A 26788-nucleotide genomic window follows, 5' to 3' on the forward strand; every position below is an offset into this window, starting at 1 on the left:
TCCTCGTGCCGGAAGATTGTGCTTACGAAGCGATTCTGAGCCGTCGAGTTGTGCAATACTCAAGCCCTGATCAGATTCCATTCCCCTCTGCAATCCGTGCTTTGTGCACCACCGAAGGACTCCAAACCTACTTGGTGGCACCTTTGATTGCGCGGGGCGAGACACATGGGATTTTTGAACTCTATTCTCGTTCCTCATTGCCCACTCCTCCTGACTGGCTCTCATTTTTTGAAAACCTTAGCGCCCAGACCGCAGTGGCCGTGGAACACGCACAGATGTTTCAGGCGCTGCAACAGGCCAATCTGCGTCTTACTCAGGCCTACCAAGCCACCATCGAGGGCTGGGCAGCGGCGCTGGAACTGCGAGATGGCAGTCTGAGTGGACACTCCCGCCGAGTAGCCGAATGGAGTGTTGAACTGGCCAAAACATTGGGGCTTAAGGGCGAGGACTTGACCTATATCCGTTACGGGGCTTTGCTCCATGACATCGGCAAGATGGCCATTCCAGACTCCATTCTTCAGAAAGAAGATGACCTTTCTGCTAAGGAATGGGAGGTCATGAAACGTCATCCTGAATATGCTCAACAATTTCTGGCTGCAGTGGATTTTCTCAAGCCCGCGCTAGATATCCCCTATTATCATCACGAGCGCTGGGATGGCAGTGGTTATCCGCACGGTTTACGAGGTGAACAAATTCCCCTGGCCGCGCGCATCTTTGCGGTGGTGGACGTATGGGATGCCCTGCGCACCCCGCGTGTCTACCGTTCAGTTTGGAATGACCACTCGATTGCGGAGTACCTGCGCCGAGAAAGCGGCCGTTTGTTCGACCCGCGCGTGGTGAGTGCATTCCTTGACTTACTCAAAGCCAAAGGCATCTTAGATGCTTCGGATCAAGAGTATTAGCATAAAGAAAATAGGCGCTAAGGGATTTCTGCGTACGCTGCTCAGGGGCTGGCTAGGCTTGGGACTGATCGGGACATTAGTCAATTGTAGTCCCGTTGTTCCCTTAAGAGGGCTCTCTACAGAGACGTTGCCTCCTGCTCCATCACCAAGTACACCCTCTCATACACCTTCGCAAACTACTTTTAGAGTTATCCCCTCTCCAACGCGACCCACCCCAACTCCCTGCGGAGCTGCTCGTCTGGAATCCCACACTATTGAACCTACCCCCATCGGTAAACCGCTCCGCTTTCAGGTTTACCTGCCCCCCTGCTACAACCCACAGGCCACCCCAGGGTACCCGGTACTCTACCTTCTCCACGGACAGGGTAGCGACGAGACCTTGTGGCTCGCTCTGGGTTTGACCGAAACGCTGGATAGGCTTGTTCAGGCCCATCAGGTGAAGCCCTTTCTGGTCGTCATGCCCCATGAGGAATATGCCCTCCGTAACCCTCAAGAATCGGCCTTTGGGCAAACACTCATTGAAGTCCTCGTCCCTTGGATTGAGACGCATTTCTCCGTCTGCCGCGAACGGGGATGCCGCGCGCTAGGGGGCATCTCCCGAGGCGCTGGATGGGCTCTCCACCTGGGTATTCAGCACGGGGATCAGTTCATCGCCATTGGTGCTCATAGCCCGGCGCCATTTTGGGGCGATGACCTGCGCCTATATTACCGAGCGGCTGAGCTCCCCGCCGACCAATGGCCGCGTTTCTACCTGGATAGTGGAGATCGTGACCGCTACCTTCAGGCAGTCCTGGCCTTTGTGGATCGTCTATCCAACTTGGGGCTACCCTATGAGTGGCACTTAAACGCAGGCGAGCATGATGTGGCTTACTGGCGGGTACATCTCGAAGATTACTTAAGGTGGTATGCTGCCCAGTGGCAAATCCCATCCCCCTGATCCTTTCTTGGACCAGTGCCAGAAGCCAACTTGTGAATGTGCTATAATCTCTCCCCAGAAAGTCTTTTAAGAAAACCGAGGATGTATGTTTAAGAATCTTATCCGTGTGCTAAGTGGCGATCCAACTCGACGCGAGCTCAATCGGCTGGTGCGTCTGGTGGAACGCATCAACGAACTGGAAAAAACCCTCGAAACCTACAGCGACGAGGCGCTGCGCGGCAAGACCGACGAATTCCGACAACAATTGCGCGAAGCCACTGCTGGCATCGAGGACGAGCAAGAGCGCTATCAAGCCGAGCAGAGTGCACTGAACGAACTTCTGCCCGAGGCGTTTGCCGTGGTGCGCGAGGCTGCCAAACGCACCTTGGGCTTGCGCCCCTACGATGTACAACTCATGGGCGGGATTGTGCTCCATGAGGGCAAAATCGCCGAGATGCGCACCGGCGAAGGGAAAACACTGGTGGCCACACTTCCCCTTTACCTGAACGCCCTCACCGGCCGCGGCGTGCACTTGGTAACCGTCAATGATTATCTGGCCCGGCGCGATGCCCGCTGGATGGCGCCAATTTATGACCTGTTGGGGCTCAAAGTGGGGGTTTTGCAAATGGCCGCCCGCACCGAGAACGGTAAAAAAGCCTTTTTGGTGGACTTGGAGAAAACCTCCCCCTTTGAGGACCAGCATCAGTTGCGCATGGTAGATCGGGCAGAGGCCTACCGCGCAGACATCGTTTACGGCACCAACAGTGAATTTGGGTTTGACTATTTGCGGGATAACCTGGCTATGCGCCTGGAAGATCGCGTACAGCGCGGACATTATTACGCCATCGTGGATGAGGTAGATAACATTCTCATTGATGAAGCCCGTACCCCTCTTATTATCTCCGGTCCGGCTGCTGAGGAAACCGAATGGTACGTCCGCATGGCCCAGGTGGTGCGCCAGTTACGCGAAGAAGACTACGAGATCAACGAACGTGATCGCACAGTGACTCTGACCGAAGTGGGCAAGGCCCATGTTGAGGCCCTCCTGGATATGGCACTAGGTGACCCCGACCGCCCTGAGGATATCACTCCCGAGCAGGCGCGCATCCTGGGTTACTTGGAGCAAGCTCTCAAAGCCCAATTCCTTTTCAAGCGCAATAAAGATTACATTGTTCAAGGCGGCAAGGTCATCATCGTAGATGAATTCACCGGGCGGCTGATGCCCGGAAGGCGCTGGTCAGAGGGTTTGCATCAAGCCGTGGAAGCCAAAGAGGGTGTCCGTGTCGAGCCCGAGAATGTCACCTACGCCACCATCACCATCCAGAATTACTTCCGTATGTATCAGAAACTGGCTGGCATGAGCGGCACGGCGTTGACCGAAGCCGAGGAGTTCAGCAAGATCTACAAACTGGAAGTCGTGCCCATCCCCACAAACTTGGAATATCAGGCCATGCAACCCGACTCACCCCTCATAGAGGTAACGGCGAAAGACGAGGATGGGTATAAGTACACTTACTACGCGCGCCGCGACGACCCCCTCAAGCAGCCTGTCTACTGGAAACGTAAAGATTATCCCGATGTCGTTTATCGCACCGAGGAGGCCAAGCTCCGTGCCATAACCCTGGAGATTCTACGTTATCATGTGCTGGGGCGCCCTCTTCTGGTGGGTACGACCTCGGTAGAACATTCAGAACGACTCTCCCAGCGCTTGCAACCGGAACTTCTGCGCCGTCTGATGCAGGCGTTGTTGGTGCGTCAGGCGTGGTTGGAAAAGCACAACCGCCAGGAAGGCGAGACCGCCATTCCCGAGTTGCAGTTCCTCAATAAGCCGCTGCCCGAACTGAATGTTGGTGAGTTGCGTCAGTTCGCACGCAGTGTGGGCATGACCTCTCTCAATCCGGAGGAAGGCGCTAACCTGGAACGTCTAATGCAAATGTTGGAGGTGCGTGAAGAAGACCGCCCTCGCCTGATTCGCGCCTTGCAGGGTGGGGTACCCCACCAAGTGCTCAATGCCCGCAAGCATGATGAGGAATCTCAAATCATTGCCCGCGCGGGGGCCTATGGGGCTGTGACCATTGCTACCAATATGGCCGGGCGCGGCGTGGATATTAAGTTGGGCGGTGAATTGCGCGAGGAGATCATCCGCGACGTGGTGCGCGTGCTGCGCCGCAATGGTTTTGCCAATGCCTATGAGATGAACAATGAAGAACGCCGTCAGGTACTCCAGAGTCTGCGCGAAGAGCAATATGGCATCTATGCCGAAGCGGTGCACACCTTTTTGAAGTACATGGACGAAATGGAAAAGGTGCGTGCCCTGGGCGGTTTGCACGTGATCGGCTCCGAACGACATGAAGCACGCCGCATTGACAATCAGTTACGCGGACGCGCTGCTCGTCAAGGCGACCCCGGCTCTTCACGGTTCTATCTCTCGCTAGAAGACGACTTGATGCGCCTTTTCGGGGGTGAGCAGGTGGAGGCCATGCTACGCCGTTTCAACTTTGACGAAAGCCTACCCATTGAGCACGGCTTGGTTTCGCGCATCGTCGAGCAATCGCAGACTCGCGTCGAGGGCATGAACTTTGACGTGCGCAAGCACTTGCTGGAATACGATGATGTGCTGAACCTACAACGCCAACGCATCTACGCGCAGCGAGATCGCGTCTTTGCCAAAGAAGACTTGAGCGAAGACGTTACCGATATGCTACGCAGTGAAATCCAGGCTCGGGTTCCAGCTGCTTTGCGCGACGAAGAAGGTCCCTGGCGCCTGCTTGCCTACTTGGAGGAGATACAGCCACCCATTGACGTGGATGGTCTTTATCATCCCTCTTACACCTTGCGCCTGGTGCTGGACGACTTGCGTCAGCGCCTGCCGGAGGACGTCGTGAGTCGCGAGCAACTCGTCACCGAATTGGTGGGAGTAGCGCGGCGAGCCCTAGAGGCTGAGCACGATCACCTACGCCGTATCGTAGAGACGCTCCTAGAACGGACCGAGGAGACGTTTGAGACACAACTTCGCGAACGCCTCGAAACTCTAGAAACTTACCTGGAAGGGCTGGAAGACCGCTTGGCTGAGAGCGAGGCCCCTCCCCGTCCTCAGGCTTTGCTGGATGAGTTGCAGACTCTGGTGCGCACTCCATTGCGCCTGAGCCCTGAACAACAACGCCGTTTGATCTCTGGGGAAGACGGACGTGAAGACATTGAACCCGTTTTGCGTGAGCAAATCGAAACCCACCTGCAGAACACTGCGCTGAACCGCCTGCTGGGGGCACTGCAGCAGCGTATAGAGAACTGGAATTTGCGCACTCCCGATGTACTAGGCCTGACCTGGGATGAGATTCGCCATCAGGTGCTTGAAGCCCTCGCGATAGCCTTCGACCAGCGCCTAAACCTGCTGGTTGGAGAGGATGGGCAGATTCTGCGCGATCTCAACACTTCTTTTGAGAAAGTGAATGGCAACATCATAGTGGACGAGCGTAGCCTGATGGGCTTGCTGCTTTTCATGACGCAAGGCACGCGCCTGGCATTCGACCGGCGTACCCACCGCCGTGGACAGATGCGCTACTTGCGCTTTACCTACGTCTACTATGCCGCCCGGCTGCTGGCCGACCAGGATCCCCGGGCTTTGGCCGAGGAGATCTTGAACCACCTAGAAACTGCCCAGCAGGTCTTGCAACGGGTTTGGGGGCGTTTCGAGTTCAACCGCCTGGCCCAAAGTGGAGCCACGGTTGGGCAACTCGATGAACGCGTGTTACAGCGCTTGAACAACCAGCAGGGAGAAGCATATCTGGAAGCCTTGCGCGATTTCCCCCTGGAAGCACTGAGCGAAGAACAGCGCGAGGCCGTCATTGAGGCTTTGGGATGGCGTTTGCAGAACGAAATTTACCGAGACCTTTTGCTCAGCGTCATTTCTCAGATGTGGGTGGATTACCTGACGCGCATCGAAGCCCTGCGTGTCTCCATTGGCTTGGAGGCCTATGCCCAGCGTGATCCGCTGGTGCAATACAAGAGCCGGGCTTCGGAGATGTTTGAAGAACTCCTTAGTGAGATTCGCGCGGGTGTGGTCACCCGCATGTTCACCGCTCAACCCACGCGCAGCATGACGGCTACTGTGGAACGCGAAAGGGCTGATGTAGCATTGTCCAATACATCTGCACAAACTATTCCAAGGGCTGAGAATACGACTCCGCGCAAGAAGCGTCGCCGTCACTAAGGAGGGTCAAATCGTATCGCGAGGGTTGCCAATCATGCTATTCACCTTTATAATGGGAACAATCTTTTTAGGCGGAGTATTTGAATCGTATGGACTACCATGAGACCTCACCGGAGCAGGGGGAAACCCCCGAAACCCCTACCAACGAAAACAACAACATGGCCACCCTCCTTGAGCAGGGCATGGCGATAGATTTTCCCAAGCGTGGGGAGATTCGCGAGGGCATCATTGCCAGCATCAACCCGGAGCAGAAACAAATTCTGGTCAGTGTTGGCACCAAATCTGAGGGCGTTATCAGCGGGCGCGAATTTGAACAAATCCCCCATGATGAACTGGCACAGCTCCAGGTGGGTCAGCGCATCCCCGTGTACGTGCTCGATCCGGAAGATCAGAACGGGAACGTCATCCTTTCTTACACGCGCGCCCGTGATGAGGTTGCCTGGCGCGAAGCGGAAGAATTGTTGCGTTCTAAAAAGCCTGTGCGCTCCAAAATTGTGGGGTATAACAAAGGGGGGCTGATTGTTCCGGTGAGCGGCCTGCGCGGTTTTCTGCCTGCTTCCCAAGTCAGCCTCTCCCGTCGGGCAATGGCCACTGGGGACACCCCCGAAGAGCGCTGGAGCAAAATGATCGGCCAGGAAATTGATGTAGTTGTGATTGAAGTGGATCGCGAACGCCGCCGCCTGATTGTTTCAGAACGTGCCGCCAGCACCGAAACCCGTGAGTCCATCAAGGAACGGGTGATCGAAGAATTGGAGGAAGGGCAGGTTGTCACCGGCCGGGTGACTAGTTTAGCCGACTTTGGCGCCTTCGTCAACATCAGCGGTGCAGATGGACTGGTCCATCTTTCTGAGATCTCCTGGGAGAAAATCAACCACCCCAGTGAGGTGCTCAAAGTAGGGGATGAGGTTCAGGTTAAGGTCATCTCCATTGACCGTGAGAAGAAGCGCATTGGTCTTTCAATCCGCCAACTTCAGGAAGACCCCTGGTTGCAGCGCGTTTCCAAGTACAAAGTAGGACAATTGGTCGAGGCAAAGATCACCCGCCTGACAAAATTTGGTGCGTTTGCTCAAATCGAGGGCCAGGAAGACTTGGAAGGGCTGATTCATATTTCTGAACTAAGTGAAAAGCGGGTGGAGCATCCTAAAGAGGTGCTGAAAGAGGGTGAAACGGTGACCCTGCGTATCATCCGCATTGATCCCGAGAATCATCGCATCGGCCTGAGCCTACGGCGCGTGGACTCATTGGCTTATGCAGATATGGACTGGTCAGCACTAGAAGAAGTTATTGAAGAAACGGACACCGAAAGCGAAGATCAGGCCCACAGTGAGACCGCTGAAGCCTGAAGAATACTGCCCTCATGAGGGAGCGCACCGCATATAGTGCGCTCCCTGCATCCAGGCACATCCCCCCCATGACATTGATCATAGATGGTCATCAAGATATCGCCTATAATGCCCTGACCTTTGGTCGGGATGTACGCCGTTCGGCGCTAGAAACGCGCCAACGCGAAGCCGACACTTGGATTCCAACTGTGACTGGCGAGACCCTGCTGGGCTGGCCTGAGTACCAGCAGGCCCAGGTGGGGCTGATCTTTGCCACTATTTTCCTCACGCCCGCCCCATACAAAGCAGGGGAATGGGAAACCCAGGTCTACGCCACGCCTGAGGAAGGCTACCACCTTGCCCAAGCCCAACTGGCCTGGTATCGCCAATTGTTTGATCACAATCCGGACTTTTTCCGCCCGGTAACCACGCGCCGAGAACTCGAAGCCGTACTGACCCCCTGGCGTCAGCGACCTGCCGCCTATCCTGCGATCACTTACCCAGTTGGACTCATGCTGACTCTTGAAGGCATTGAGTGGATGACCGACCCAGCCCAACTGGCTGACTGGTACGAGGCTGGGGTACGTCTGGTGGGGATGGTTTGGGCAGGAGATGAGCGGTGCGGTGGGATGTACCGGCGCAATGGCTTGAGTCGTGAGGGCCAACGCTGGCTCGCGGCCCTGGCTGAGGCGGGATTTATCCTGGATATCACCCACATGAGCGAGGCTGCCGCGCTGGCTGCGCTGGAATATTACGAGGGGGTAGTGGTGGCCTCCCACAGCAATGTACGTGCCCTGCTCCCTGAGGATCCTCTTGAGCGCCACCTTTCTCCGCTTCAAATCCGTTCCTTGATCGAGCGAGATGGCCTGATCGGCGTGTTGCCCTTCAATCGCTACCTGCACCCCGCGTGGAAAAACGGCGACCCGCGCGACCAGGTACGGTTGGACCATCTAATTGCCCATATTGACACAATTTGTCAAATGGCTGGCAACGCCCGCCATGTAGCGCTGGGTACCGATTTCGATGGTGGGTTCGGCTATCCGGCGGTCCCCCTGGAAATCAACACTATAGCCGATTTACCCAAATTGGCCGAGGGGCTACGCCAGCGTGGCTACACGTCCACGGACATCGCTGCAATTTTCCACACTAACTGGTATCGTATCCTTGAGAAGGTTCTGCCGGAGTGATCCCACAAATGTCCGAATCGCTTCCCACTTCTCGAGATGAACGTGCCGCTGGTCAGGAACCCCCTACCGGCCCACTGCCTTACTCACGATCGCGGATTCGCCTGGGGCTCTTGCTGACCCTGATAGGCTTCCTGGTCTTTTTGATCGGCGCACGCCCAGGGCTGTTTAGCCTGGATCGCAGTCCGGTGATTGGCTTTGTGCAGATTGCCGTGTTCCTGATCGGGCTGGCTATCATTTGCTTGGGGGGATACATTGCCTTGATGGCACTCTGGAAGAATCGCCAGCCCAGCATTGCCGCCGATATTGGTCTGCGCCTAGTCAGCACTGGCTATGTAGTTGCTGTTTTCGCCGGGATGGCAGATGTTTTTGGTATTGGAAGCCACCCCTTACCAGGGGTGCCCTACTTTGGTCCTTGGCAGGCAGTCGGAGTGGAAATCGGGCAAGCCATCATTGCTTTGGGATTTTTACTGCTAATCCCCTATGGCAAAGCGGGACAGGCGCCCGCCTCGTGAAGGGGGCGCTTGACGTCACTCCGATTTTTGTGATATATTGACACTGCGAGGTGCACCCCATGCATCCTTTACCAGATAAAACCGATCTTGCAGATGCGGACATAAACGGGGCAAATGCCCCGAAATCCTCAACCTCAAACAGACTATCACCCGATTGGTGGGATCGCCTGACCCAGATGGGATTGGGCGAGTTGACTCTACGCGTGGCCTCTGGGCTGGCCTCGCTTGTTTTAATCTTGATCGTCATTGCTCTGATGGGAAACCTCTCCACCCAAGTGACCATGCCCGCAGGTGGTGCGGCCGCTCAGGCGGCTGCTCTACCAACCGCTACTCCAACTGTAGCCATGCCTCCCTTTACGCTTCCCGAACCCGCCGCGGCCATTACCGGTGTGGTGCGTCACGCCCAACTGAAGACCCTCCTGCCCAGCCGCCCACGTTTTGAGATCACCCAGTATGAGGTCCAGAAAGGTGACACCATCTTCGGGATCGCCGAGAAATTCGGCCTCAAGCCCGAAACGATTCTCTGGGGCAACTACGAGACGCTATTTGACAATCCCCACTTCTTGCAGCCTGGTCAGGTGCTGAACATCTTGCCCACCGATGGGTTGCTCTACACTTGGCACGAGGGAGATAGCCTCAACAAAGTGGCCGAATTCTTCAAGGTCAAACCTGAGGATATTGTCAACTGGCCTGGGAATCACCTAGATGCCGCAACCTTGGGCGATTACTCGCGCCCCAACATTCAGGCAGGCACTCGCATCTTTGTACCCGGCGGCCGGCGTGAATTTGTGACCTGGAGTGCTCCACGCATCACCCGCCAAAACCCCGGGGTGGCCAAGATCATGGGGCCGGGGGCGTGTGGGGTGATCACCGAGGGCGCAGTGGGCACAGGCTCGTTCATCTGGCCAACTCCCTCCAAATGGATTTCGGGTTACGATTATTCACCCTCTACCAACCACTACGGGATTGACATTGGCGGAGCAATTGGGGTGGCTATCTACGCCGCGGACAATGGTGTCATTGTCTATGCCGGATGGAACGACTGGGGATATGGGAACGTCATTGTCATTGATCATGGCAATGGTTGGCAAACGCTTTACGCCCATCTCAGCCAAATCAACGTCGTATGTGGACAAAGCGTTTATCAAGGCGACCTGATCGGATTAATGGGCAGCACCGGGCGCTCCAGCGGGCCCCACTTGCATTTTGAAATGCGCCACGACGTTTACGGGAAGGTCAATCCGCACGATTTCTTGCCCTAAACGCCTGGCCTGCATCGAGGAGGAGAAGCCGTCAGGCGCCCGAGTCACACGACCCAAGGCGCCTGACCGGTTAAGGCCCTTTTGCAAGGGATGCAACTAGAGTCCTTCGGCAATATCCTGCTGAGCACGCGCGATGAAGGCCTCCAGCGGCAGGGGGCCTGGATTCTCACCATTGCGCAGGCGCAGCGCCACTTTCCCTTCCGCTACCTCCTTATCTCCCACGACCAGCATGTACGGTATCTTCTGCAATTGGGCATCGCGAATTTTGGCGTTCATGCGTTCGGGACGCTCGTCCACCTCCACTCGCAGCCCCTGCGCGCGCAGTTTCTCGACCACCTCGTAAGCGTAAGGAAGGTGGCGATCAGCGATTGGGATGAGCACAGCTTGTACCGGCGCAAGCCAGACAGGGAAAGCTCCAGCATAGTGCTCGATCAGAACCCCCATGAAGCGTTCCATCGAGCCTAACAATGCCCGATGAATCATGAAGGGGCGGTGCGGCTGGCCGTCCTCACCGATGTACTCCAGCTCAAAGCGCTCTGGTAGATTGAAATCGAATTGAAGGGTGCTTAGCTGCCACTCACGTCCAAGCGCATCGATCATCTTCAGGTCAATCTTGGGGCCGTAGAAGGCCGCTCCACCTTCATCAATATCATAATCAAGTCCGGCGCGCTCTAGCGCTTGGCGTAGGGCCTCCGTGGCCTTCTCCCAATCCTCAACACGCCCAGCAAACTTCTCGGGATCGCGAGTAGAGAGGTAGGCGTGGAAGTTAGCCATTCCAAAACGGCGCAAGATGTGCAGGCAGAACTGCAGGGTGCTATCAATCTCTTGTGGCACCTGGTCGGGACGGCAGAAAATGTGCGCATCGTCCTGGGTGAAGCCACGCACCCGGAGCAAACCGTGCAGAACTCCGCTACGCTCATAGCGGTAAACTGTTCCCCATTCCGCCATGCGGATCGGCAGATCGCGGTAACTGCGAATCTGGCTCTTGTAAATCATAATGTGAAAGGGACAGTTCATGGGCTTGAGGAGGTATTCTTCATTTTCCACCTGCATGGCCGGATACATGTTCTCACGATACCAATGCAGGTGACCGCTGGTTTCCCATAATGTGCTACGCCCAATGTGCGGGGTATAGACCGGCACGTAGCCATGCTTGAGATGCTCCTCTTTGCAGTACTGTTCAGCCAAGTGGCGGATCATCCCTCCCTTGGGGTGCCAGAGGATAAGTCCAGCCCCAACATCGGGATTGATGCTAAAGAGATCCAGCTCTTTTCCTAGTTTACGGTGATCCCGTTTCTTGGCTTCTTCTAATTTCCAGAGGTATTGTTGAAGTTGCTCTGGTGTCTCCCAGGCCGTTCCGTAGATGCGTTGAAGCATAGGGCGTCGTTCATCCCCGCGCCAGTAGGCGCCTGCCACGTTAAGAAGTTTGATAGCCTCTGGGTTGATCTGCCCGGTACGCTCAACATGTGGCCCGCGGCACAAATCCACAAATTTATCATGAGCATAAACAGAGATTTCCGGCTTTTCGGTGAGCGGATTTCCGTCCTCATCCATCCCCCCAGCCTCCAGCCCATCAATTAATTCCAGTTTATAGGGCTGATCGCGGAAAATCTGGCGCGCCTCCTCCGCCGTGACCACTTTCTTGACAAAAGGATGGTCGCCTTTGATGATCTCACGCATGCGCTGCTCAATCTTTTCTAGATCCTCAGGGGTCAAAGGGCGCGGCAGATCAAAGTCGTAGTAGAACCCATCCTCAATGGGTGGCCCAATGGCAATCTTCCCATTGGGAAACATTTCTAAAACGGCCTGCGCCATGATGTGCGCCGCCGAGTGGCGGATGCGGTATAGCCATGAATCTTCGTAACGCTCCTTCGCTTTTCCTTGCGTCATGATCAACCTCCTTTTCGGCTTAAACCTCATTATTTCTAGAACGAAGAACGCCTGCCCCTTCTGGGGCAAGCGTTCGGCGCTCGCGGTTCCACCCAGATTAGCCGGTGTCACCACCGACCATCTCATTACGACCGATAACGGGGTCCACCGTTTAACCTTACTGGGGAGTTATTCCCGTTCAGGCTTCCGCTCGCAGGGGGTTTTGGCCACCGCCTGTCCGCAGGGCACTCTCAGCTTACAATGCCCCTTCTCTGTCGGCACGCACTGTGGCTACTCGTCCTGGTCAGCGCGTTTTGGATATGAAGTGTCACAAATTATATAGGCGAAAGCGCAGAAAGGCAAGGGGAAATGCTCTAATTCACCTTCCCCCTTATGACTGAGATTCAACATTCCATCTTCTCCATCCACGCTTTATGGTAAACTATGCGCAGAAAGACTGGTGAGATTCAAGCCATCGCCTCCGGGTGGGGCTGTTTTATGTCAACTCATAAGGAGTCTTACAAGCCCGATGCGTTGGGTGCGCGATTATAAACCCCAACCCCAAGTGCAGGGATGGTATCGTCAAGCCCTGTGGATTACGGTAGGCGGGAATGTTTTTCTAGTGACCATCAAAGCCCTAGCAGCCTATCTCTCGGGCAGTGTGGCCCTATACGCCGATGCGGCCAACTCGGCCTCAGATGTGATCTATTCCTTGTTGATGGTTTTTGGCCTGTGGATGGCTCAGCGTCCACCCGATCTCACCCATCCGCAAGGTCACAGCCGGTTCGAACCGCTGGTCGGTCTGATGGTCACCCTCTCGATGACCCTTGCTGGGTTCGAGGCCGCACGCGCTTCATTACAGCGTTTTCTGGCTGGTGGTCTGGCGATTGAACCGGGTTTGCCCACCCTGGTGTTGCTCTTCAGCGCCGGGGTCAAAGCCGGAATGTACCTGACCATCACACGCTTGGCGGTTAAACTCCACAGCCCTACCTTGCGCACCACCGCACAAGACAACCTCAGTGACGTGCTCACCTCTACTGCTGCCTTTGTCGGAGCGGCCGGATCGAAATTTTTGCACCCGTTGCTTGATCCTATTGCCGGCTTTCTGGTGGCTCTGTGGATTTTCCGTGCCGCCTTTCGCGCCGGGCGCGAGAACCTCAATTACCTAACCGGTGCCGGCGCCTCTGAAGAACTCCGCCAAAAGATCGTTGAAGTAGCCCAGTCCGTGCCAGGTGTCTTGCGCGTCCATCACCTGATGACCGATTATGCCGGACCACGCCTGGTGGCCGACCTTCACATCAACGTAGATGGGGCTACCCCCCTGGTCGAAACCCACCGTATCTGCGATGAAGTGATCGCGCGCGTTGAGGCCATCCCCGAGGTAGATCGCGCTTATGTACATATTGAGCCTGATGACTGGATAGACTGATTCCCCCCTTATTTTTGCCCCAGACTTCTATGCGCCTATCTGCCCTCTTCCCTCCCACAGGACGCGAGATGCCCGCCAACAGTCCATCAATCGGCCAGGGCTTACTCATCCGCGCCGGTTATCTGCGTTTTTGGGAGGGGAAAATAGCCTACCTCCCGTTGGGGCAACGCGTTTTGACGGCTCTCCAGCGACTCTTGGACGAAGAAATGAATCACCTGGGAGCCCAACAGGTTACTCTGCCCCTATCTGTGACTCCCAACCCTTTGAGCGTTGCCCCTATACCCTGGAAAACCCTGGAAGGCATATGGGACTCAACAGAAAGCGAAACCTCTCTTGCACCAACTCACTTCAGGACTATCCAGACGCTTGCCCAGCGTGACCTCCAGACGTATCGCCAGTTACCATGCACGCTTTACACCTACACGCACCTTGCAGCCGCGCCTTGGGAACGCCTCGCCCCGTTACGCCTCACCCAGGCACTGGTGCTAGAATCTTTTGCCCTGACCGGGGCTTCCTCAGCTCTGGAGGGCGTGCAGCGCCGTTATCTTCAGGCAGCCTGGAACGTGCTCCACCGTCTGGGTATACCGGTGCGTTGGGCGCAGGCTGGCCCCCCGGACTCACTCACGCCCCAAATGCTGTGGGTGCCTCACCCGCAGGGGGACCTCGCCATTCTTTCCTGCCCGCAAGGCGATTACGCCGCTCTGGAAGCCTTTGCAACGTATGCCAAACCCGAGCCAATCCCAGAACCGCTGCTACCTCTTGAGCCCATTCCCACTCCGGGGGTACAGACCATTCGCGATCTGGCCGGTTTCTTGAACCTGCCTGAAGCCCGGCTTGCCAAGGCCGTTTTCTACCTGGCTCAGACAAAAGAAGAGGCCGAAGAATTCCTTGTTCTGGCACTGGTGCGTGGTGATCGTACTCTCAGCGAAGCCAAACTGGCGGCTGCGCTGGGTGCCCACCGTCTGCGCCCCGCATCCCCCGAAGCCATCACTGCTATTGGCGCTGTACCCGGGTACGCCTCGCCCATCGGTCTTAAAGAAGGAGTGCGCATTCTCGTAGATGATCTGATTCCGCACTCCCCCAACCTGGTCGCGGGCGCCAACCGTCCAGATACGCATATGCGCCATGTCAATTTTGGGCGGGACTTCAGTGCCGACCAGGTGACCGATCTGACGCTGGCCCAGGACGGCGATCCTTGCCCGCATTGTCGGGCCCCCTTGGAGAGGCACATGGGGTTGCCCGTGGCATGGCTGGGTGCACTGGGTGCGCTGGAGACAGTTACCTTCTTAGAAGAAGACGGTCAACCCCACCCCTTATATGGGGGGTACTTCCGCCTAAACCTGGAAGCAGTCTTGTTAGCGCTGGCTGAACAGCATCATGATCCCCAGGGCTTGAAATGGCCTGTCATCCTTGCCCCTTTTGCTGTTCATCTAATCGCTTTGGGTGGACGCAAAGCACCGCGGGTCATCGAAGAAGCCGAGCGCCTTTATGGGTTGCTACAAGCCGCGGGGGTGAGTGTCCTTTACGACGACCGCGACACCAGTCCAGGGGTTAAGTTCAACGATGCGGATCTGATTGGCCTGCCACTGCGCCTCACCCTGAGCCCCCGTACCTTGGAAACCGCAGCAGTAGAAGCAAAATGGCGCGGAGAAGCCGAAAGCCAGATCATTCCTCTGGCTGAGGTGCTAGAGTGGGTGCCCCGTCGATTAGCCGAACGCAGTACCCCACCCCGTCGCCGCGAGTTTACCGCCTGAACGCCCCCTATGTCACTCGAATAACAAATCCGCCAACCGGATAGATGAATTGGGGTGACGAATTGCCAAAACATGCACAGGCGCCCACCGTGCCGCCAGTACAAGCAACGCTGGGCGCAGAACTACCACCCCCAGACGATAAGCGCGAGAAGCCAACGCCGCGAGGGCGGCTACCCAACCCTTGCCCTGCTCCAGTTCCAGCGGCCCAATTTCATCCACCACCAGCAGATCACAGGGCACAGCCGTCTCAAAAACGGCATTCCCCCAGGCTAAGGTGGTGGGATCAAAACCCCACTCATGGGTATGCACATCAGTAACCGCACCCACTTCGCGCCGTCGGGCCAGCAAGCGGCGTTCACCACTACGCAAATCAACTGCCTCGATGGCCACTTTCTGACCATTCTGATAAACTCCCGGGCTGAGCACCCCAGCCACATCCCACCTCCGCCCGCGTGCTTCCTCTACCAGGCGTTGGCACGCCAGGGTCTTACCAGCCCCAATTTCACCGGTGAGTATCCACAAGTGTGAGGTCTGTTCCTTCACTATTCTCTCACTCCCAAGTCACAAGCCGATGCCCATCAAATTCCCACACCCTCAATGGGACATTGTAGGTCGCGCTTAGGGTCTCTGCATTCCAGAGGGTTTCCAAAGGTCCACTGTGTAGCACCTGACCATCACGCATGAGTACCACCTGCTGAGCCAACGCCGCAACCACCTCGGGTTCGTGGGAAGTCATCAGAATGGTAACCCCTTCGGCGAGCAAACTCCGCAAACACTCGATCAAGTGTTTCTTGTTGGCCAGATCAAGATGGGAAGTGGGCTCGTCCAGGAGCAATAACCGGGGCTGCTGGGCCAGCGCCCGCGCCACCAGGAGCAATTGGTACTCGCCCCCACTCAACGCCTGCACCGAACGGCGGGCCAGGTGGTGCAAACCCACTCTTTCTAAAGCCTCCCAGGCAATCGTCACATCCGACGCCGCAGGCATCTGTAGGGGCAATAAGTAAGGCGCGCGTCCCAGAAGCACATACTCGAGCAGGGAATAGGCAAAAGGGTTGGCTTCCCGTTGGGGCACCAAAGCCACTATACGACCGATCTCCTGGCGGGAATACTCGGCCAACAAACGCCCTTCCAGCCAAACTCGCCCTCGCCGCGGCAGGTAACGGCCGTAGGCCAGGCGTAGCAGGGTGGTTTTCCCCGCCCCATTAGGGCCTAGGATGGCGGTGACCTGCCCCTGAGGCACCTCTAGGGTCAATCCTTGCAAGACGTCCTGAGAGGTTTCAGGGTAACGGAAAGCCACATTTTCAAAGCGGAGAAGCGGCGCATCCATCTTCATACCTTGATTGTGGGTCGCGTCATCAGGATCAGAAAACCCACGGCACCTAAAATAGAGGTCAACACTCCTAGTGGGATTTCACCCGCGCTCAAGATCCGCGCCAGGTCATCACAAACCACCCCAAATGTCCCTCCCAGAAGCAGAGCGGTGGGCAGGGTGTAGCGCGCATCGGCCCCGCTTAGACGTCGCGCCAATTGCGGCACCAGCAACCCCACCCAACCAATCAACCCACCGATTGAAATAGAGGCCGCCGTCACCATAACCGCCGCCAATAGGGCCAACAGGCGTTCACGATGCACAGCAACCCCCAGTGAAAAGGCTACCTCATCTTCCAACGCCAACAGATTCAACCGCCAGCGCATTAAGAATAAAACCAATAAGCCGATCATCATCAGGGGCAAAGCCGAAAGCAAAGGCTTCCAGGTTACACTTGACAACCCGCCCAGTAACCAGAACGTAATCTCGGGCAACTGGCGTAGCGGGTCAGCCAAATATTTGATCAGCCCCACACCAGCGGCAAAGAACGCCGAAACGGCAATTCCTGAGAGTAATAGACGCAGAACCCAACCGCCATAACGCACCCGCCGCGCCAACAGATAGGAAAGCGCCAACCCACCCATCCCAAAGAGTATTGCGCTAACCTGAACCCGCCAAGCCATCCCCCCAAAAAGGATGATGCTCAAAGCAGCGCCGAAAGCGGCCGCTTGCGAAACGCCCAGGAAGCCCGGCTCGACCAAAGGGTTGCTGAAAACCATTTGAAGCACCAGGCCCGCCACCGCCAGGCTCATTCCTACCAGCATAGCAGCCAGTAAACGCGGCAAGCGCAGATTTAGAATTAAGCGCTGGGCCAAAGGATCCTCGAGCATCTGGGTGGGCGACATAAGCCCCAATTGGGGATAACGCCCCAGAAACACCGAGATTCCCATTACGGCGACCAACAAAACCCCCATCCAGAACAAGCGCTGGCGAGCACGCACCCGGCTTTCAAGCCAAGTGGACACATGTGCTGTCAGATCCAGGGGGTGTGCACGTGGGACAACGCTCACTCTAAATCCCCTTTCAAAATTGGCAGAATCCGGGACTCGAAAGTAGCCGCGTCAATCCCATACAAACGCTCAAAGAAAGCCTGCGTTTCGGCTTTCATGTCTAGCCCAGGATAAGCCTCAGGATGCAAGCGCCAGGCCAGCCAGCGCAGCCCCAGCACCCAGCGCACATCGGGTTGATCCCAGGAGTAGAAATCCTTGGGGAATGCATATAGACGTCCCTCGCGCACGGCCCGCATGGCCTGCCACTGGGGGTCCTCTTTGAGACGCGCCACTACTGCTTCGGGGTCAGCCGTATAGGCGAGGATAGCAATTACATCCGCGTCCCAGGCCGCAATTTGCTCTAGGTTGACCCGGGTCCAGCCACTACCCAGTTCAATATCCGTCCACACAGGGCGACCACCAGCCAGCTCAGTCACAATCGTTTGAATCCAGGTTTTAGGGGCCACGTTGAACGCTACCTGACCATCCCGGTCAGAGTAATAGAGCAGCAACGTTCGTGGCCTCTGCTCAGGCGTAAGGCCTTGAAGGGGTTGGGTTATTCCACTCACTTGCTCAGCGAAGAAATTGGCCATCTCTTCGGCACGCTGCGGGTTCTGGAAAATTTGTCCCAGGATACGCAAATCCCGCTGATACTCCTCGGGGGTCTCTAGCGAAAGATAGACAACCGGAATCCCCAGCGTTTCGAGAGGCTTCCCCAGTGGTTCAGCCATATATGTCTTCATAATGACCAAGTCGGGTTGGGCTGTGACCACTTGCTCGGCTCCCACATTTGTTTCAAAGGCGATTTTCTTCGGCAGATTGGGATCTACCAACACCAGAAAATCTCCTTCGGCACTTTGGCTGGTACTTGAAAGAGCCACCACTTTATCTTTAGCCTCAGGGAAAAGAAAAGCCGCATCCGCTAACAAGGCAGTGGCACGCCCCGCAATGACCACCCGTTGCGGCGGTTGAGATAGGGTCACCTCGCGCCCTAGGGCATCGATGAAAGTGATCGTCACAGGGGTTGGACTCGCCGTGGGTACCTGTGTAGCCGTAGGTTCGAGCCTCGTTGTCACCACCGGTGAAGGTGGGGGTGTTGGGGTCGGTATCGCAGAGACCGCCGTACAGGCAACCAGGAATAACGATAATACCAGCATCAAGCTAAAAACCAAGCGAGACCTCATGATGAACCTCCCGACATGGAAAATGTATGATCGAACCAAGTCAGCAAGGCTTCCACCTGGTGGATGCGCAAGGTGCACGCCATGCGATTGTAGATCTGATTGGGTGAAATGGTTTGGCACTGAGCACGCAAACGCTCCAACCCGCGCATGATCTCAGCACGTTGGCGGGCTAGAAAATTTGGAATTGCCTGGGGTGCCAGTTGTTGCAAGAGATAAAGGCGCGTCGGCAATTCCAGGCGAATGATTTGGACACTGCAACGACTGGGAGTCTGCAACCAGGCTTCTGCTTCGGCACGTCCTCGAGGGGTTAAGGCGAACACTCGCCGCAACAGGCCCCGTTCCGTTGGTGTCTCCACGCCTTGCACCCATCCCCGCGCTTCCAGGCGCGCCAGCGAAGCATACAGCTGGCTCTGGCTGAGGTGCCAAATATGCCCCAGATCCTGGCTGAAAACGCGATGCAGTTCATAACCGTGCATTGGGCGCTCGAGCAAAAGGGCTAACAAGGGATACTCAGGGGTGGGCGAGCGGCGCATCAGAAGATTCCAACCCATAAAGTGCATTCAATACTCACTGAGTGAGTATTGTTGCACTCAATATACACCATCCCTCCACCCCAGTCAAGTGATATTTGTCATACAACTATGGATGTCATACCCCCTAATGAATCTATCTCGCCACCCCAACTGCATGGATCAGAGTAGCCAAGAAATCTTCCGCTGCTTCACTTGGTCGGGTGGAGTTTGCCACCGCCCGAATCAGCGCAGAGCCCACAATTACACCGTCGGCCAACGGATACAGCGCCTGCACCTGGGCAGGCGTTGCGATACCGAACCCAATCGCAAGTGGTAGCGTAGCAACTTGACGCACCCGTCGGATGAAAGCGCCCAGGTCCGGCGGCAAGGAATCCCGTGCCCCGGTCACCCCTGTCACCGAGACCAAGTAGAGAAAGCCCTCGGCCTCGCGTGCGATTTGTGCAATTCGCCTTGCCGCAAGGTTGGGTGGAACTAATGAGATTAGAGCCAGATTGTGCGCCTGACACAAACGCCGAACCGGAATGGCTTCTTCTAGCGGAAGATCAGGAATGATGAGCCCATCCACACCAATATGGCTAGCATCGCGGATAAAAGACTCCAGGCCATAAGCCAGCAGTGGATTGAGGTAACTCATGAACAGAAAGGGTTGATCTATACCTTGACAGCGCAAGGTGGCAGCCATGTCTAAGGCTTCAGGAACGTTCATTCCCTGAGCTAGGGCGATCTGACTGGCCTGTTGGATGGTTGGGCCGTCTGCAAGTGGATCCGAGAACGGGATTCCCAGCTCAATAAGGTCGGCCCCGGCCCGTGTCAAGGCCTTGATCACCTCCAAAGAGTCCTCTAGAGTAGGGTATCCTAACGGAAAATAAGGAATGATCGCCGGGCGTTGCAACTCTCTTGCCTTCCTGAAAGCCGCGGCAATGCGCTCGCCGCCCGGGGGCAGTATACGCGGGAGGGCGAAGGACGGCTTAGAAGGACGCTCCCGCGACAAGGGTTGATAGGTATCTTGAGTGGAGAAGGGTGTTTCCAACGCCCGGGCAACACTCTCAAGGTCCTTATCCCCACGCCCGGAGAGATTGACCAAAATGATGGAGTCCGCGGGTAACTGAGGTGCCAGGCGAATGGCCTCGGCCAATGCATGCGCGGACTCCAGCGCCGGTAAAATCCCCTCCAGGTGGGCCAACATTCGAAAGGCTTCCAGGGCCTCGGCGTCGGTAACCGCGGTGTAAACAACCCGACCTTGTTCGTGCAACCAGGCATGCTGAGGGCCTACCGCCGGATAGTCCAATCCAGCAGAAATGGAATGCGTCCCCAAAACTTGACCGTCTTCATCTTGAAGCAAATATGTCAGATTACCATGCAACACGCCAGGGCGGGCGTTCGCTCCTTTTGCCAGTCGCGCGGCGTGCCGTCCACTCGCCAGCCCCAAGCCACCGGCCTCCACTCCGATCAGGCGCACCACTTGATCCTCCAGAAATGCGGAGAATAATCCAATAGCATTTGAACCACCCCCCACACAGGCAATACAAACATCCGGCAAGCGCCCACACTCAGCCAGGATTTGTACCCGTGCCTCCTGGCCAATGACGGCTTGAAACTCACGCACAATATGCGGATAAGGGTGAGGGCCTAGCGCGGACCCAATCAAATAATAAGTATCTTGAACGTGGGTCACCCAATCCCGGATCGCTTCGTTGACTGCATCTTTCAAGGTACGGCTACCACCTGTCACCGGACGCACCTCGGCGCCGAGCAAATGCATGCGCAGAACATTGGGTTGTTGGCGTGCCATGTCCACTTCACCCATATAGATAACACATTCCAAACCCAGCAAAGCACATGCTGTTGCCGTAGCCACTCCATGCTGCCCAGCACCCGTTTCGGCCACTATTCGCCGCTTTCCCATGCGCTGAGCCAGCAAGGCTTGTCCCAACGCATTATTAATCTTGTGGGCACCCGAATGGGCCAGATCTTCGCGTTTGAGGTAAATTTGCGCGCCGCCCAGAGCCGCGCTTAGGCGGCGCGCGTAGGTTAAAGGCGTGGGACGCCCCACGTAAGTCCTGAGCAGGTAGTCCAATCTAGCCTTAAACTCCGCATCTTCCAAAGCATCAATAAAAGCCCGTTCCAGTTCTTGGAGCGGCGGGATTAGTGTTTCCGGCACATACTGACCACCATAGGGTCCAAAATAGGGCGAAAAGTGCGCTGTCATGACCCACCTCGTGAGTTATCAAGTGATAAGGCAGCATAAGCCTCATGAGCTCGTCGCAGAAACATCTCCATACGGACTTTATCTTTGCGCCCGGGTGCGCTCTCCACCCCCGAAGCCACATCCACCCCCCATGGTCTGACTTGAGTGATAGCCTCTCCGACATTTTCGGGAGTCAGACCCCCGGCCAACAAAATGGGAACACGTTGAGACAACCACATAGCAACTTGCCAATCAGCCCTCTGCCCACTTCCGCCATAAAAGCCCGGCCTCAAAGCATCCACTAGACACGCCGGGGGTTCAGGACGCAGCGGGTAAGCACGGAGAAAGGCCTCAACTTCATCTCGTGAGCGCGGACGGAAGGCCTTAAATGCCCGTGGGCCCAAGCGCTTAACCTCTTCTGGGGGCTCGTCGCCACTCAACTGGGCAAGATCCAAACGACACATTTCCAGCGTCTGGAGTACGTCAGCCACAGGGGCGTTGACAAACACTCCCACCAGCGTTGCCTCAGGATAGAGAGAACGAATAACTTCTACAATAGGCCGAGATACGGCTGGAGAGATATAGCGTGGGCTGGACGGGTAAAAATTGAAGCCCAACAAATTCGCTCCGGCAGCCAAAGCAGTTAAAGCGTCTTCCAGTGTGGTAATACCACAGATTTTAGCCACCATGATCATCACACTCCCCACGCAACTCACGTAGCAGGGCAACAGGGTCTGCCGCCCGCACCAAAGCCTCACCGATCAGAAAAGCCTCCACACCTACTGTGCGTAAGTATCGTATATCTTGTGAGGTCTGGATCCCGCTCTCGGCAATCACCCCAATCCCCGCCGGGACCAGAGGACGTAACCATCGTGTGACATCCAGACTGATGGAAAAATCGTGTAAATTACGGTTATTAATCCCAATAAGGCATGGTGGACCAGCACGCAACGCCTTCTCCAAATCTTCCGCCGTATGAATCTCCACCAGTGCCGTCATCCCTAGGGCTTGAGTTAGCGTCATCAGGTCATGAAGAAGCCCCTCGTCCAAGTAGGAGGCAATCAATAGAACCGCATCTGCCCCCGCCGCCCGCGCTTCATAAAGCTGGTACGGATCAAAAATAAAGTCCTTGCGCAACACTGGCAGAGGAACTTCGCGCACCACCGCTGCCAAATCGTCGAGGTTGCCTCGGAAGAAACGGGGTTCGGTGAGCACACTGAGCGCCACTGCGCCCCCAATGTTGTAAAGCCGCGCCTGGGCCACCACATCGAGATTGACGCATAGCATCCCCCGCGACGGTGAAGCCCGTTTAATCTCAGCAATAATTGCAGGGCAATCATCGCAAGATCGCAGTGCAGCCCGAAAATCCCGCGGAGGTGCAGATTGTTCAGCCTCACGCCGCACCACGGGGAAGGGACGCTGGCGTTTAAGCCATTCCAAATCCTCTGCCCTGGCTGCGAAAATAGCTTCTAATTGGCTCATAACACCACCTCATGCGAAAACGCCACCAGCGCCTCCAAACGTTGCAATGCCGCCCCACTTTGCAGCGCCTCTTCGGCCTCGTACAAGGCCGTAACCAAGTCACCATTCTCCACAGCCAGCGCCGCCGCCGCATTGAGCAGGACCACATCGCGTCGCGGAGAGCGATCCTCACCCGCCAAGAGTGCCCGCAGCATACGTGCGTTTTCTTCAGGTGGTCCCCCATGCAGATCGGCGAGGCTTGCCGGGCGCAGACCCAAATCACGAGCATCCAGGTCATAGGTCTCTACTCGTCCATCTTTTAAGTGGCTGACCCGATTGGGGCCCGTCGTTGTCAACTCGTCCACACCTCCATAGCCATGCACCACCAGCGCTGCTCTGCCACCCAATGCCCCCAAGACCTCGGCCATGACATGCGTCCATTGGGCTTCCGCCACGCCAATCAGTTGATGTGTCGCCCCAGCTGGATTGGTCAAGGGGCCTAACAGGTTAAAGATGGTGCGCTGACCAATTTCACGGCGTGGACCTATCGCGTGCTTCATCGCGGGATGGAAACGCGGAGCAAAGAGAAAGCCAATGCCCACTTGTTCAATACACCGCGCGACTTGCTCCGGGGTGAGATCCAGGTTAACCCCCAGCGCTGCTAGCACATCCGCGCTACCACATTGTGACGACGCCGCGCGGTTACCGTGCTTGGCCACTTTGCGCCCCGCGCCAGCAATGACAAAAGCGGCCGCCGTCGAAATGTTGAAGGTGTGCTGACCATCTCCACCAGTGCCAGCTGTATCCATCAGTGGACCAGAAGAAGCCAGGGGGATCGGCGTGGCATGTGCACGCATTGCACGGGCACTGCCCAAAATCTCTTCGGGCGTTTCCCCCTTCATACGCAGGGCGATCAGATAGGCACCTATCTGAGCCGGGGTGGCTTCTCCGCGCATGATCAGGTTCATAGCCTCCTCAGCCTGAGATTCACTTAAGTGCTGGTATTTGACCAGTTGAGCGATATAAGGCTGGAGCATTTTTCACCTCCTCAAGATGGTCTTAGCGCGAGAAAATTTTGCAACAAACGTTCTCCCTCTTGGGTGAGAATGGATTCGGGATGAAACTGCACGCCAAAAATCGGAAACCTGCGATGACGTACCCCCATAATCTCACCTTCTTGAGTCCATGCGGTAATCTCAATCTCAGATGGTAAAGGGGGCTCAATCACTAAAGAGTGATAACGGGTAGCCTCAAAGGGGTTGGGTAATCCAATGAATAAGTTGCTGCCATCGTGATGCACCAGGGAGGTTTTTCCGTGCATCAACCGCGCGGCACGTACTACCCGTCCCCCAAACGCTGCTGCAATACACTGGTGCCCCAGGCACACCCCCAAAATCGGTATGTATGCGCCCAGTTCACGGATCACATCCACGGAGATCCCTGCATCCTCGGGATCGCCGGGCCCAGGCGAGATCACGATGTGAGAGGGGGAAAGGTGTTTTAGATCCGTACAGGTAAGCGCATCATTGCGGAAGACCTGAATCTCATTTCCCAGCGCCCCCAGATACTGCACCAAGTTATAGGTAAACGAATCGTAATTATCAATAACCACGATCATTGCCCAATCCTCCATCTCACCGGGATTCGGTTTCGGCCAGGTCAACAGCCACTAGCAAGGCACGGGCTTTATTAAGCGTTTCTTCATACTCCCGCTCGGGGAGAGAATCGGCCACAATCCCAGCACCGGCTTGGACTATCAAGCGATCCCCGTGGTAGAACATGGTACGGATGGTGATACAGGTATCCATGTTCCCATCCCAACCCACATACCCCGTTACGCCGGCATACGGACCACGAGGATGAGGCTCCAAATCACGGATGATTTGCATCGCCCGGATCTTAGGTGCCCCACTCACTGTACCCGCGGGGAAAGTGGCGCGCAACAGGTCCAGGGCGTTGACTTCGGGGCGCAAACGTCCCTCCACTTGTGAGACAATGTGCATCACGTGGGAGTAACGCTCCACAATCATGCGTTCGGGCACCTTAACGCTGCCGTATTCGCATACCCGCCCTAGATCATTCCGCGCCAGATCTACCAGCATGATGTGTTCGGCTCGCTCTTTGGGATCTGCCAAGAGATCAGCTTCATGAGCGAGATCCTCGATGGTCGTAGTGCCACGGGGACGTGTGCCGGCTATCGGGCGCATCATTGCCTGCCCCGCCTCCAATCGAACATGCAACTCAGGCGAAGCCCCGATCAGATAGAAGGGCTCCCCTGCTATCTCGCCAAAGTCAAAGTAGAACATATAGGGTGAAGGATTGAGACGGCGTAAGGCACGATAAATCTGGAAGGGATGCACCCGGGCCGGTCGGATCAAGCGTTGAGAGAGAACTGCTTGGAAAATCTCTCCGGCAGCGATGTATTCCTTGGTCTGTGCCACTGCAGCAAGAAAGCGGTCACGTGAAAACGTTGAGCGTGTCTCCATAGCACCGCCCCTCTTAGAAAGGGGCAATGTAGGTAAACGGGATTGGCGCAGGCGAGCCATGACCTCGGCCAAACGCTCCTCTGCCCTGACGGTATCTTTCGAACCCGGACGAGCGAGCAGTAACATTTTGTTAAAAGCATGATCAAACACAATCAAGACGCCAGTTTCCAACAAAATGGACTCGGGTAGCGATAGATCAGGGGTAAGTCCCAAAACGGGTTCAAAGTAACGCGCCAGTTCGTACCCCAGATAGCCAACCCAACCACCGGTGAAACGAGGCAGACGGCCGGATGAAGACACCGCAGGCATTGAAGGTTGAAGATAGGGTTGCAAAACTGCCAGGGGATCGCCACCTATCGGTATAGTCGTGCGTGTGCCTTTCCACTGGTTGTAGATCTCCCACTTAGCGGAGCGCAAAACCCAGATTTGTTCAGGGAACAGACCGATAAACGAGTACCGCCCTAACCGCTCACCCCCTACCACACTTTCAAGCAGGAACGCTGGCCCTAGTGAGGCCACTTTAAGATAGGCTGAAACAGGGGTTTCGGTATCGGCAGGTAACTCATAGACCTGCGTGCCATCTGCCAGCATGCTCACAACAGCAAATTGCGGGGAAACCATTTTTATCACCTCCAGCAGTTAAAAGGCAGTCCCCTCCATCCTCAGGGACGGGAGGGGACTGTTTCCCGCGGTGCCACCCTGCTTAGGCCGGCCCATTTACAAAAAATCCCGTCGGTGATGCGACGGGATAAAAAAGGCCAGCCTCACTCTTGCGAGTACGCCGGACTTAACCGGATATACTCTTTGCCCTGATAACGGTGGCAACTCCGGCACAGGCTACTAGGCACATCGCCGTTTGCCCTGCGGCTCTGGGAACCATTCAGCATCCGCGTACAGACAGGGCTCGCACCTATTCCCTGCTCTCTGGACTGCCGTTTTGATGCCTACTCTTTCCCTTCAACGCCTTTCCAAGGGGTCAAACTATTCAATTGGTGAGGTTCAAGTTGGGGCAATTTTACAACGAACCTGTGTTTTGTCAAGGCATTGCCATCCCCTCAATTTGCGATTAAAATAAAAAACGCTCTTACGCAAACACTGGGGCGTGGTGCAATGGCAGCACACCGGACTTTGGATCCGTGGATCTTGGTTCGAATCCAGGCGCCCCAGCCTAATGGTCGGCAATGAACAAAGCCCAAGACCCACCTTTTTATTCCA

The 26788-nt window shown here is 56.1% G+C and carries 21 protein-coding genes, 1 tRNA gene, 1 pseudogene and 1 other annotated feature; of the genes and pseudogenes, 10 read left to right on the forward strand and 13 right to left on the reverse strand.

The genetic code is table 11. From position 1 onward, the window contains the following. From Q0721_RS03085 to Q0721_RS03115, 7 genes are all read left to right on the forward strand, one after another. A partial coding sequence (locus Q0721_RS03085) for an HD domain-containing phosphohydrolase (RefSeq protein ID WP_299025188.1) occupies nt 1–902 on the forward strand: 902 nt, incomplete at its 5' end. Next, complete coding sequence (locus tag Q0721_RS03090) at nt 880–1839, forward strand: alpha/beta hydrolase-fold protein (protein WP_299025190.1); 960 nt, start codon at nt 880–882, stop codon at nt 1837–1839. The genes Q0721_RS03085 and Q0721_RS03090, both read left to right, overlap by 23 nt. 85 nt (nt 1840–1924) lie before the next feature. Then, nucleotides 1925–6028: a hypothetical protein gene (locus tag Q0721_RS03095; RefSeq protein WP_299025192.1), complete on the forward strand. Its 4104-nt coding sequence runs from the start codon at nt 1925–1927 to the stop codon at nt 6026–6028. A gap of 89 nt (nt 6029–6117) precedes the next feature. Next, nucleotides 6118–7371 carry a S1 RNA-binding domain-containing protein gene (locus tag Q0721_RS03100; protein ID WP_299025194.1) on the forward strand — a complete coding sequence of 418 codons (1254 nt, stop codon included), beginning with the start codon at nt 6118–6120 and terminating at the stop codon, nt 7369–7371. Nucleotides 7372–7439: 68 nt separating this feature from the next. Then, nucleotides 7440–8537 carry a membrane dipeptidase gene (locus tag Q0721_RS03105; RefSeq protein ID WP_299025196.1) on the forward strand — a complete coding sequence of 366 codons (1098 nt, stop codon included), beginning with the start codon at nt 7440–7442 and terminating at the stop codon, nt 8535–8537. A gap of 8 nt (nt 8538–8545) precedes the next feature. Then, the gene (locus Q0721_RS03110) at nt 8546–9049 is read left to right on the forward strand and encodes a hypothetical protein (protein ID WP_299025198.1); all 504 of its coding nucleotides are present in this window, start codon (nt 8546–8548) and stop codon (nt 9047–9049) included. A 59-nt stretch (nt 9050–9108) separates the two neighbouring features. Then, nucleotides 9109–10311 (forward strand): M23 family metallopeptidase, encoded by a 1203-nt coding sequence (locus Q0721_RS03115; RefSeq protein ID WP_299025200.1) that lies wholly within the window; start codon nt 9109–9111, stop codon nt 10309–10311. 96 nt (nt 10312–10407) lie between these two features. Here the strand turns inward: Q0721_RS03115 and thrS are convergent, their stop codons facing one another. Continuing rightward, on the reverse strand, nt 10408–12201 hold the full coding sequence (thrS, locus tag Q0721_RS03120) for a threonine--tRNA ligase (protein ID WP_299025202.1): 1794 nt from the start codon (nt 12199–12201) through the stop codon (nt 10408–10410). Between the two features lie 508 nt (nt 12202–12709). On the opposite strand from thrS, the gene Q0721_RS03125 reads away from it, so the two are divergent. Together Q0721_RS03125 and Q0721_RS03130 are read left to right on the forward strand one after the other, a co-directional pair. Further along, entirely contained in the window at nt 12710–13609 is a 900-nt protein-coding gene (locus tag Q0721_RS03125) for a cation diffusion facilitator family transporter (protein ID WP_299025204.1), read from the forward strand. A 68-nt stretch (nt 13610–13677) separates the two neighbouring features. After that, nucleotides 13678–15363 carry a YbaK/EbsC family protein gene (locus Q0721_RS03130; protein WP_299025206.1) on the forward strand — a complete coding sequence of 562 codons (1686 nt, stop codon included), beginning with the start codon at nt 13678–13680 and terminating at the stop codon, nt 15361–15363. 12 nt (nt 15364–15375) lie between these two features. On the opposite strand, the gene Q0721_RS03135 is transcribed toward Q0721_RS03130, so the two are convergent. The 12 genes and pseudogenes from Q0721_RS03135 to trpE form a co-directional block, all read right to left on the reverse strand. Next, complete coding sequence (locus Q0721_RS03135; protein ID WP_299025208.1) at nt 15376–15906, reverse strand: nucleoside-triphosphatase; 531 nt, start codon at nt 15904–15906, stop codon at nt 15376–15378. A 7-nt stretch (nt 15907–15913) separates the two neighbouring features. Beyond that, a complete protein-coding gene (locus Q0721_RS03140; protein ID WP_299025210.1) occupies nt 15914–16690 on the reverse strand; it encodes an ABC transporter ATP-binding protein in 777 nt (258 codons plus the stop codon). A 2-nt stretch (nt 16691–16692) separates the two neighbouring features. Further along, a complete protein-coding gene (locus tag Q0721_RS03145; protein WP_299025211.1) occupies nt 16693–17742 on the reverse strand; it encodes an iron ABC transporter permease in 1050 nt (349 codons plus the stop codon). Further along, nucleotides 17739–18905 carry an ABC transporter substrate-binding protein gene (locus Q0721_RS03150; RefSeq protein ID WP_299025212.1) on the reverse strand — a complete coding sequence of 389 codons (1167 nt, stop codon included), beginning with the start codon at nt 18903–18905 and terminating at the stop codon, nt 17739–17741. Before Q0721_RS03150 ends, Q0721_RS03145 begins: the two co-directional genes overlap by 4 nt. Then, nucleotides 18902–19456 (reverse strand): PadR family transcriptional regulator, encoded by a 555-nt coding sequence (locus Q0721_RS03155; protein WP_299025214.1) that lies wholly within the window; start codon nt 19454–19456, stop codon nt 18902–18904. Before Q0721_RS03155 ends, Q0721_RS03150 begins: the two co-directional genes overlap by 4 nt. A gap of 115 nt (nt 19457–19571) precedes the next feature. Beyond that, nucleotides 19572–20468: a tryptophan synthase subunit alpha gene (gene trpA / locus Q0721_RS12315; protein WP_366519166.1), complete on the reverse strand. Its 897-nt coding sequence runs from the start codon at nt 20466–20468 to the stop codon at nt 19572–19574. After that, nucleotides 20466–21647, reverse strand: a pseudogene (gene trpB, locus Q0721_RS12320) (tryptophan synthase subunit beta); the annotation flags it as partial. The gene trpA and the pseudogene trpB, both read right to left, overlap by 3 nt. Next, nucleotides 21644–22315 carry a phosphoribosylanthranilate isomerase gene (locus Q0721_RS03165; RefSeq protein ID WP_299025218.1) on the reverse strand — a complete coding sequence of 224 codons (672 nt, stop codon included), beginning with the start codon at nt 22313–22315 and terminating at the stop codon, nt 21644–21646. The gene Q0721_RS03165 and the pseudogene trpB, both read right to left, overlap by 4 nt. Beyond that, a complete protein-coding gene (gene trpC, locus Q0721_RS03170; protein ID WP_299025220.1) occupies nt 22305–23108 on the reverse strand; it encodes an indole-3-glycerol phosphate synthase TrpC in 804 nt (267 codons plus the stop codon). Before trpC ends, Q0721_RS03165 begins: the two co-directional genes overlap by 11 nt. Beyond that, nucleotides 23105–24124, reverse strand: coding sequence for an anthranilate phosphoribosyltransferase (gene trpD, locus Q0721_RS03175; RefSeq protein ID WP_299025222.1), 1020 nt, complete (start codon nt 24122–24124; stop codon nt 23105–23107). Before trpD ends, trpC begins: the two co-directional genes overlap by 4 nt. Before the next feature lie 11 nt (nt 24125–24135). Further along, nucleotides 24136–24705, reverse strand: a complete 570-nt coding sequence (locus Q0721_RS03180; protein ID WP_299025223.1) for an aminodeoxychorismate/anthranilate synthase component II — start codon at nt 24703–24705, stop codon at nt 24136–24138. 16 nt (nt 24706–24721) lie between these two features. After that, on the reverse strand, nt 24722–26194 hold the full coding sequence (gene trpE / locus Q0721_RS03185) for an anthranilate synthase component I (protein WP_299025224.1): 1473 nt from the start codon (nt 26192–26194) through the stop codon (nt 24722–24724). 40 nt (nt 26195–26234) lie between these two features. Then, nucleotides 26235–26543: a binding site (T-box leader), on the reverse strand. A 126-nt stretch (nt 26544–26669) separates the two neighbouring features. Between trpE and Q0721_RS03190 the strand changes: the two genes are divergently transcribed. After that, nucleotides 26670–26740: transfer RNA gene (locus Q0721_RS03190), tRNA-Gln, on the forward strand. Nucleotides 26741–26788: the final 48 nt, after the last annotated feature.

This window comes from uncultured Thermanaerothrix sp. (assembly GCF_938028735.1).
Classification (GTDB): domain Bacteria; phylum Chloroflexota; class Anaerolineae; order Anaerolineales; family Anaerolineaceae; genus Thermanaerothrix.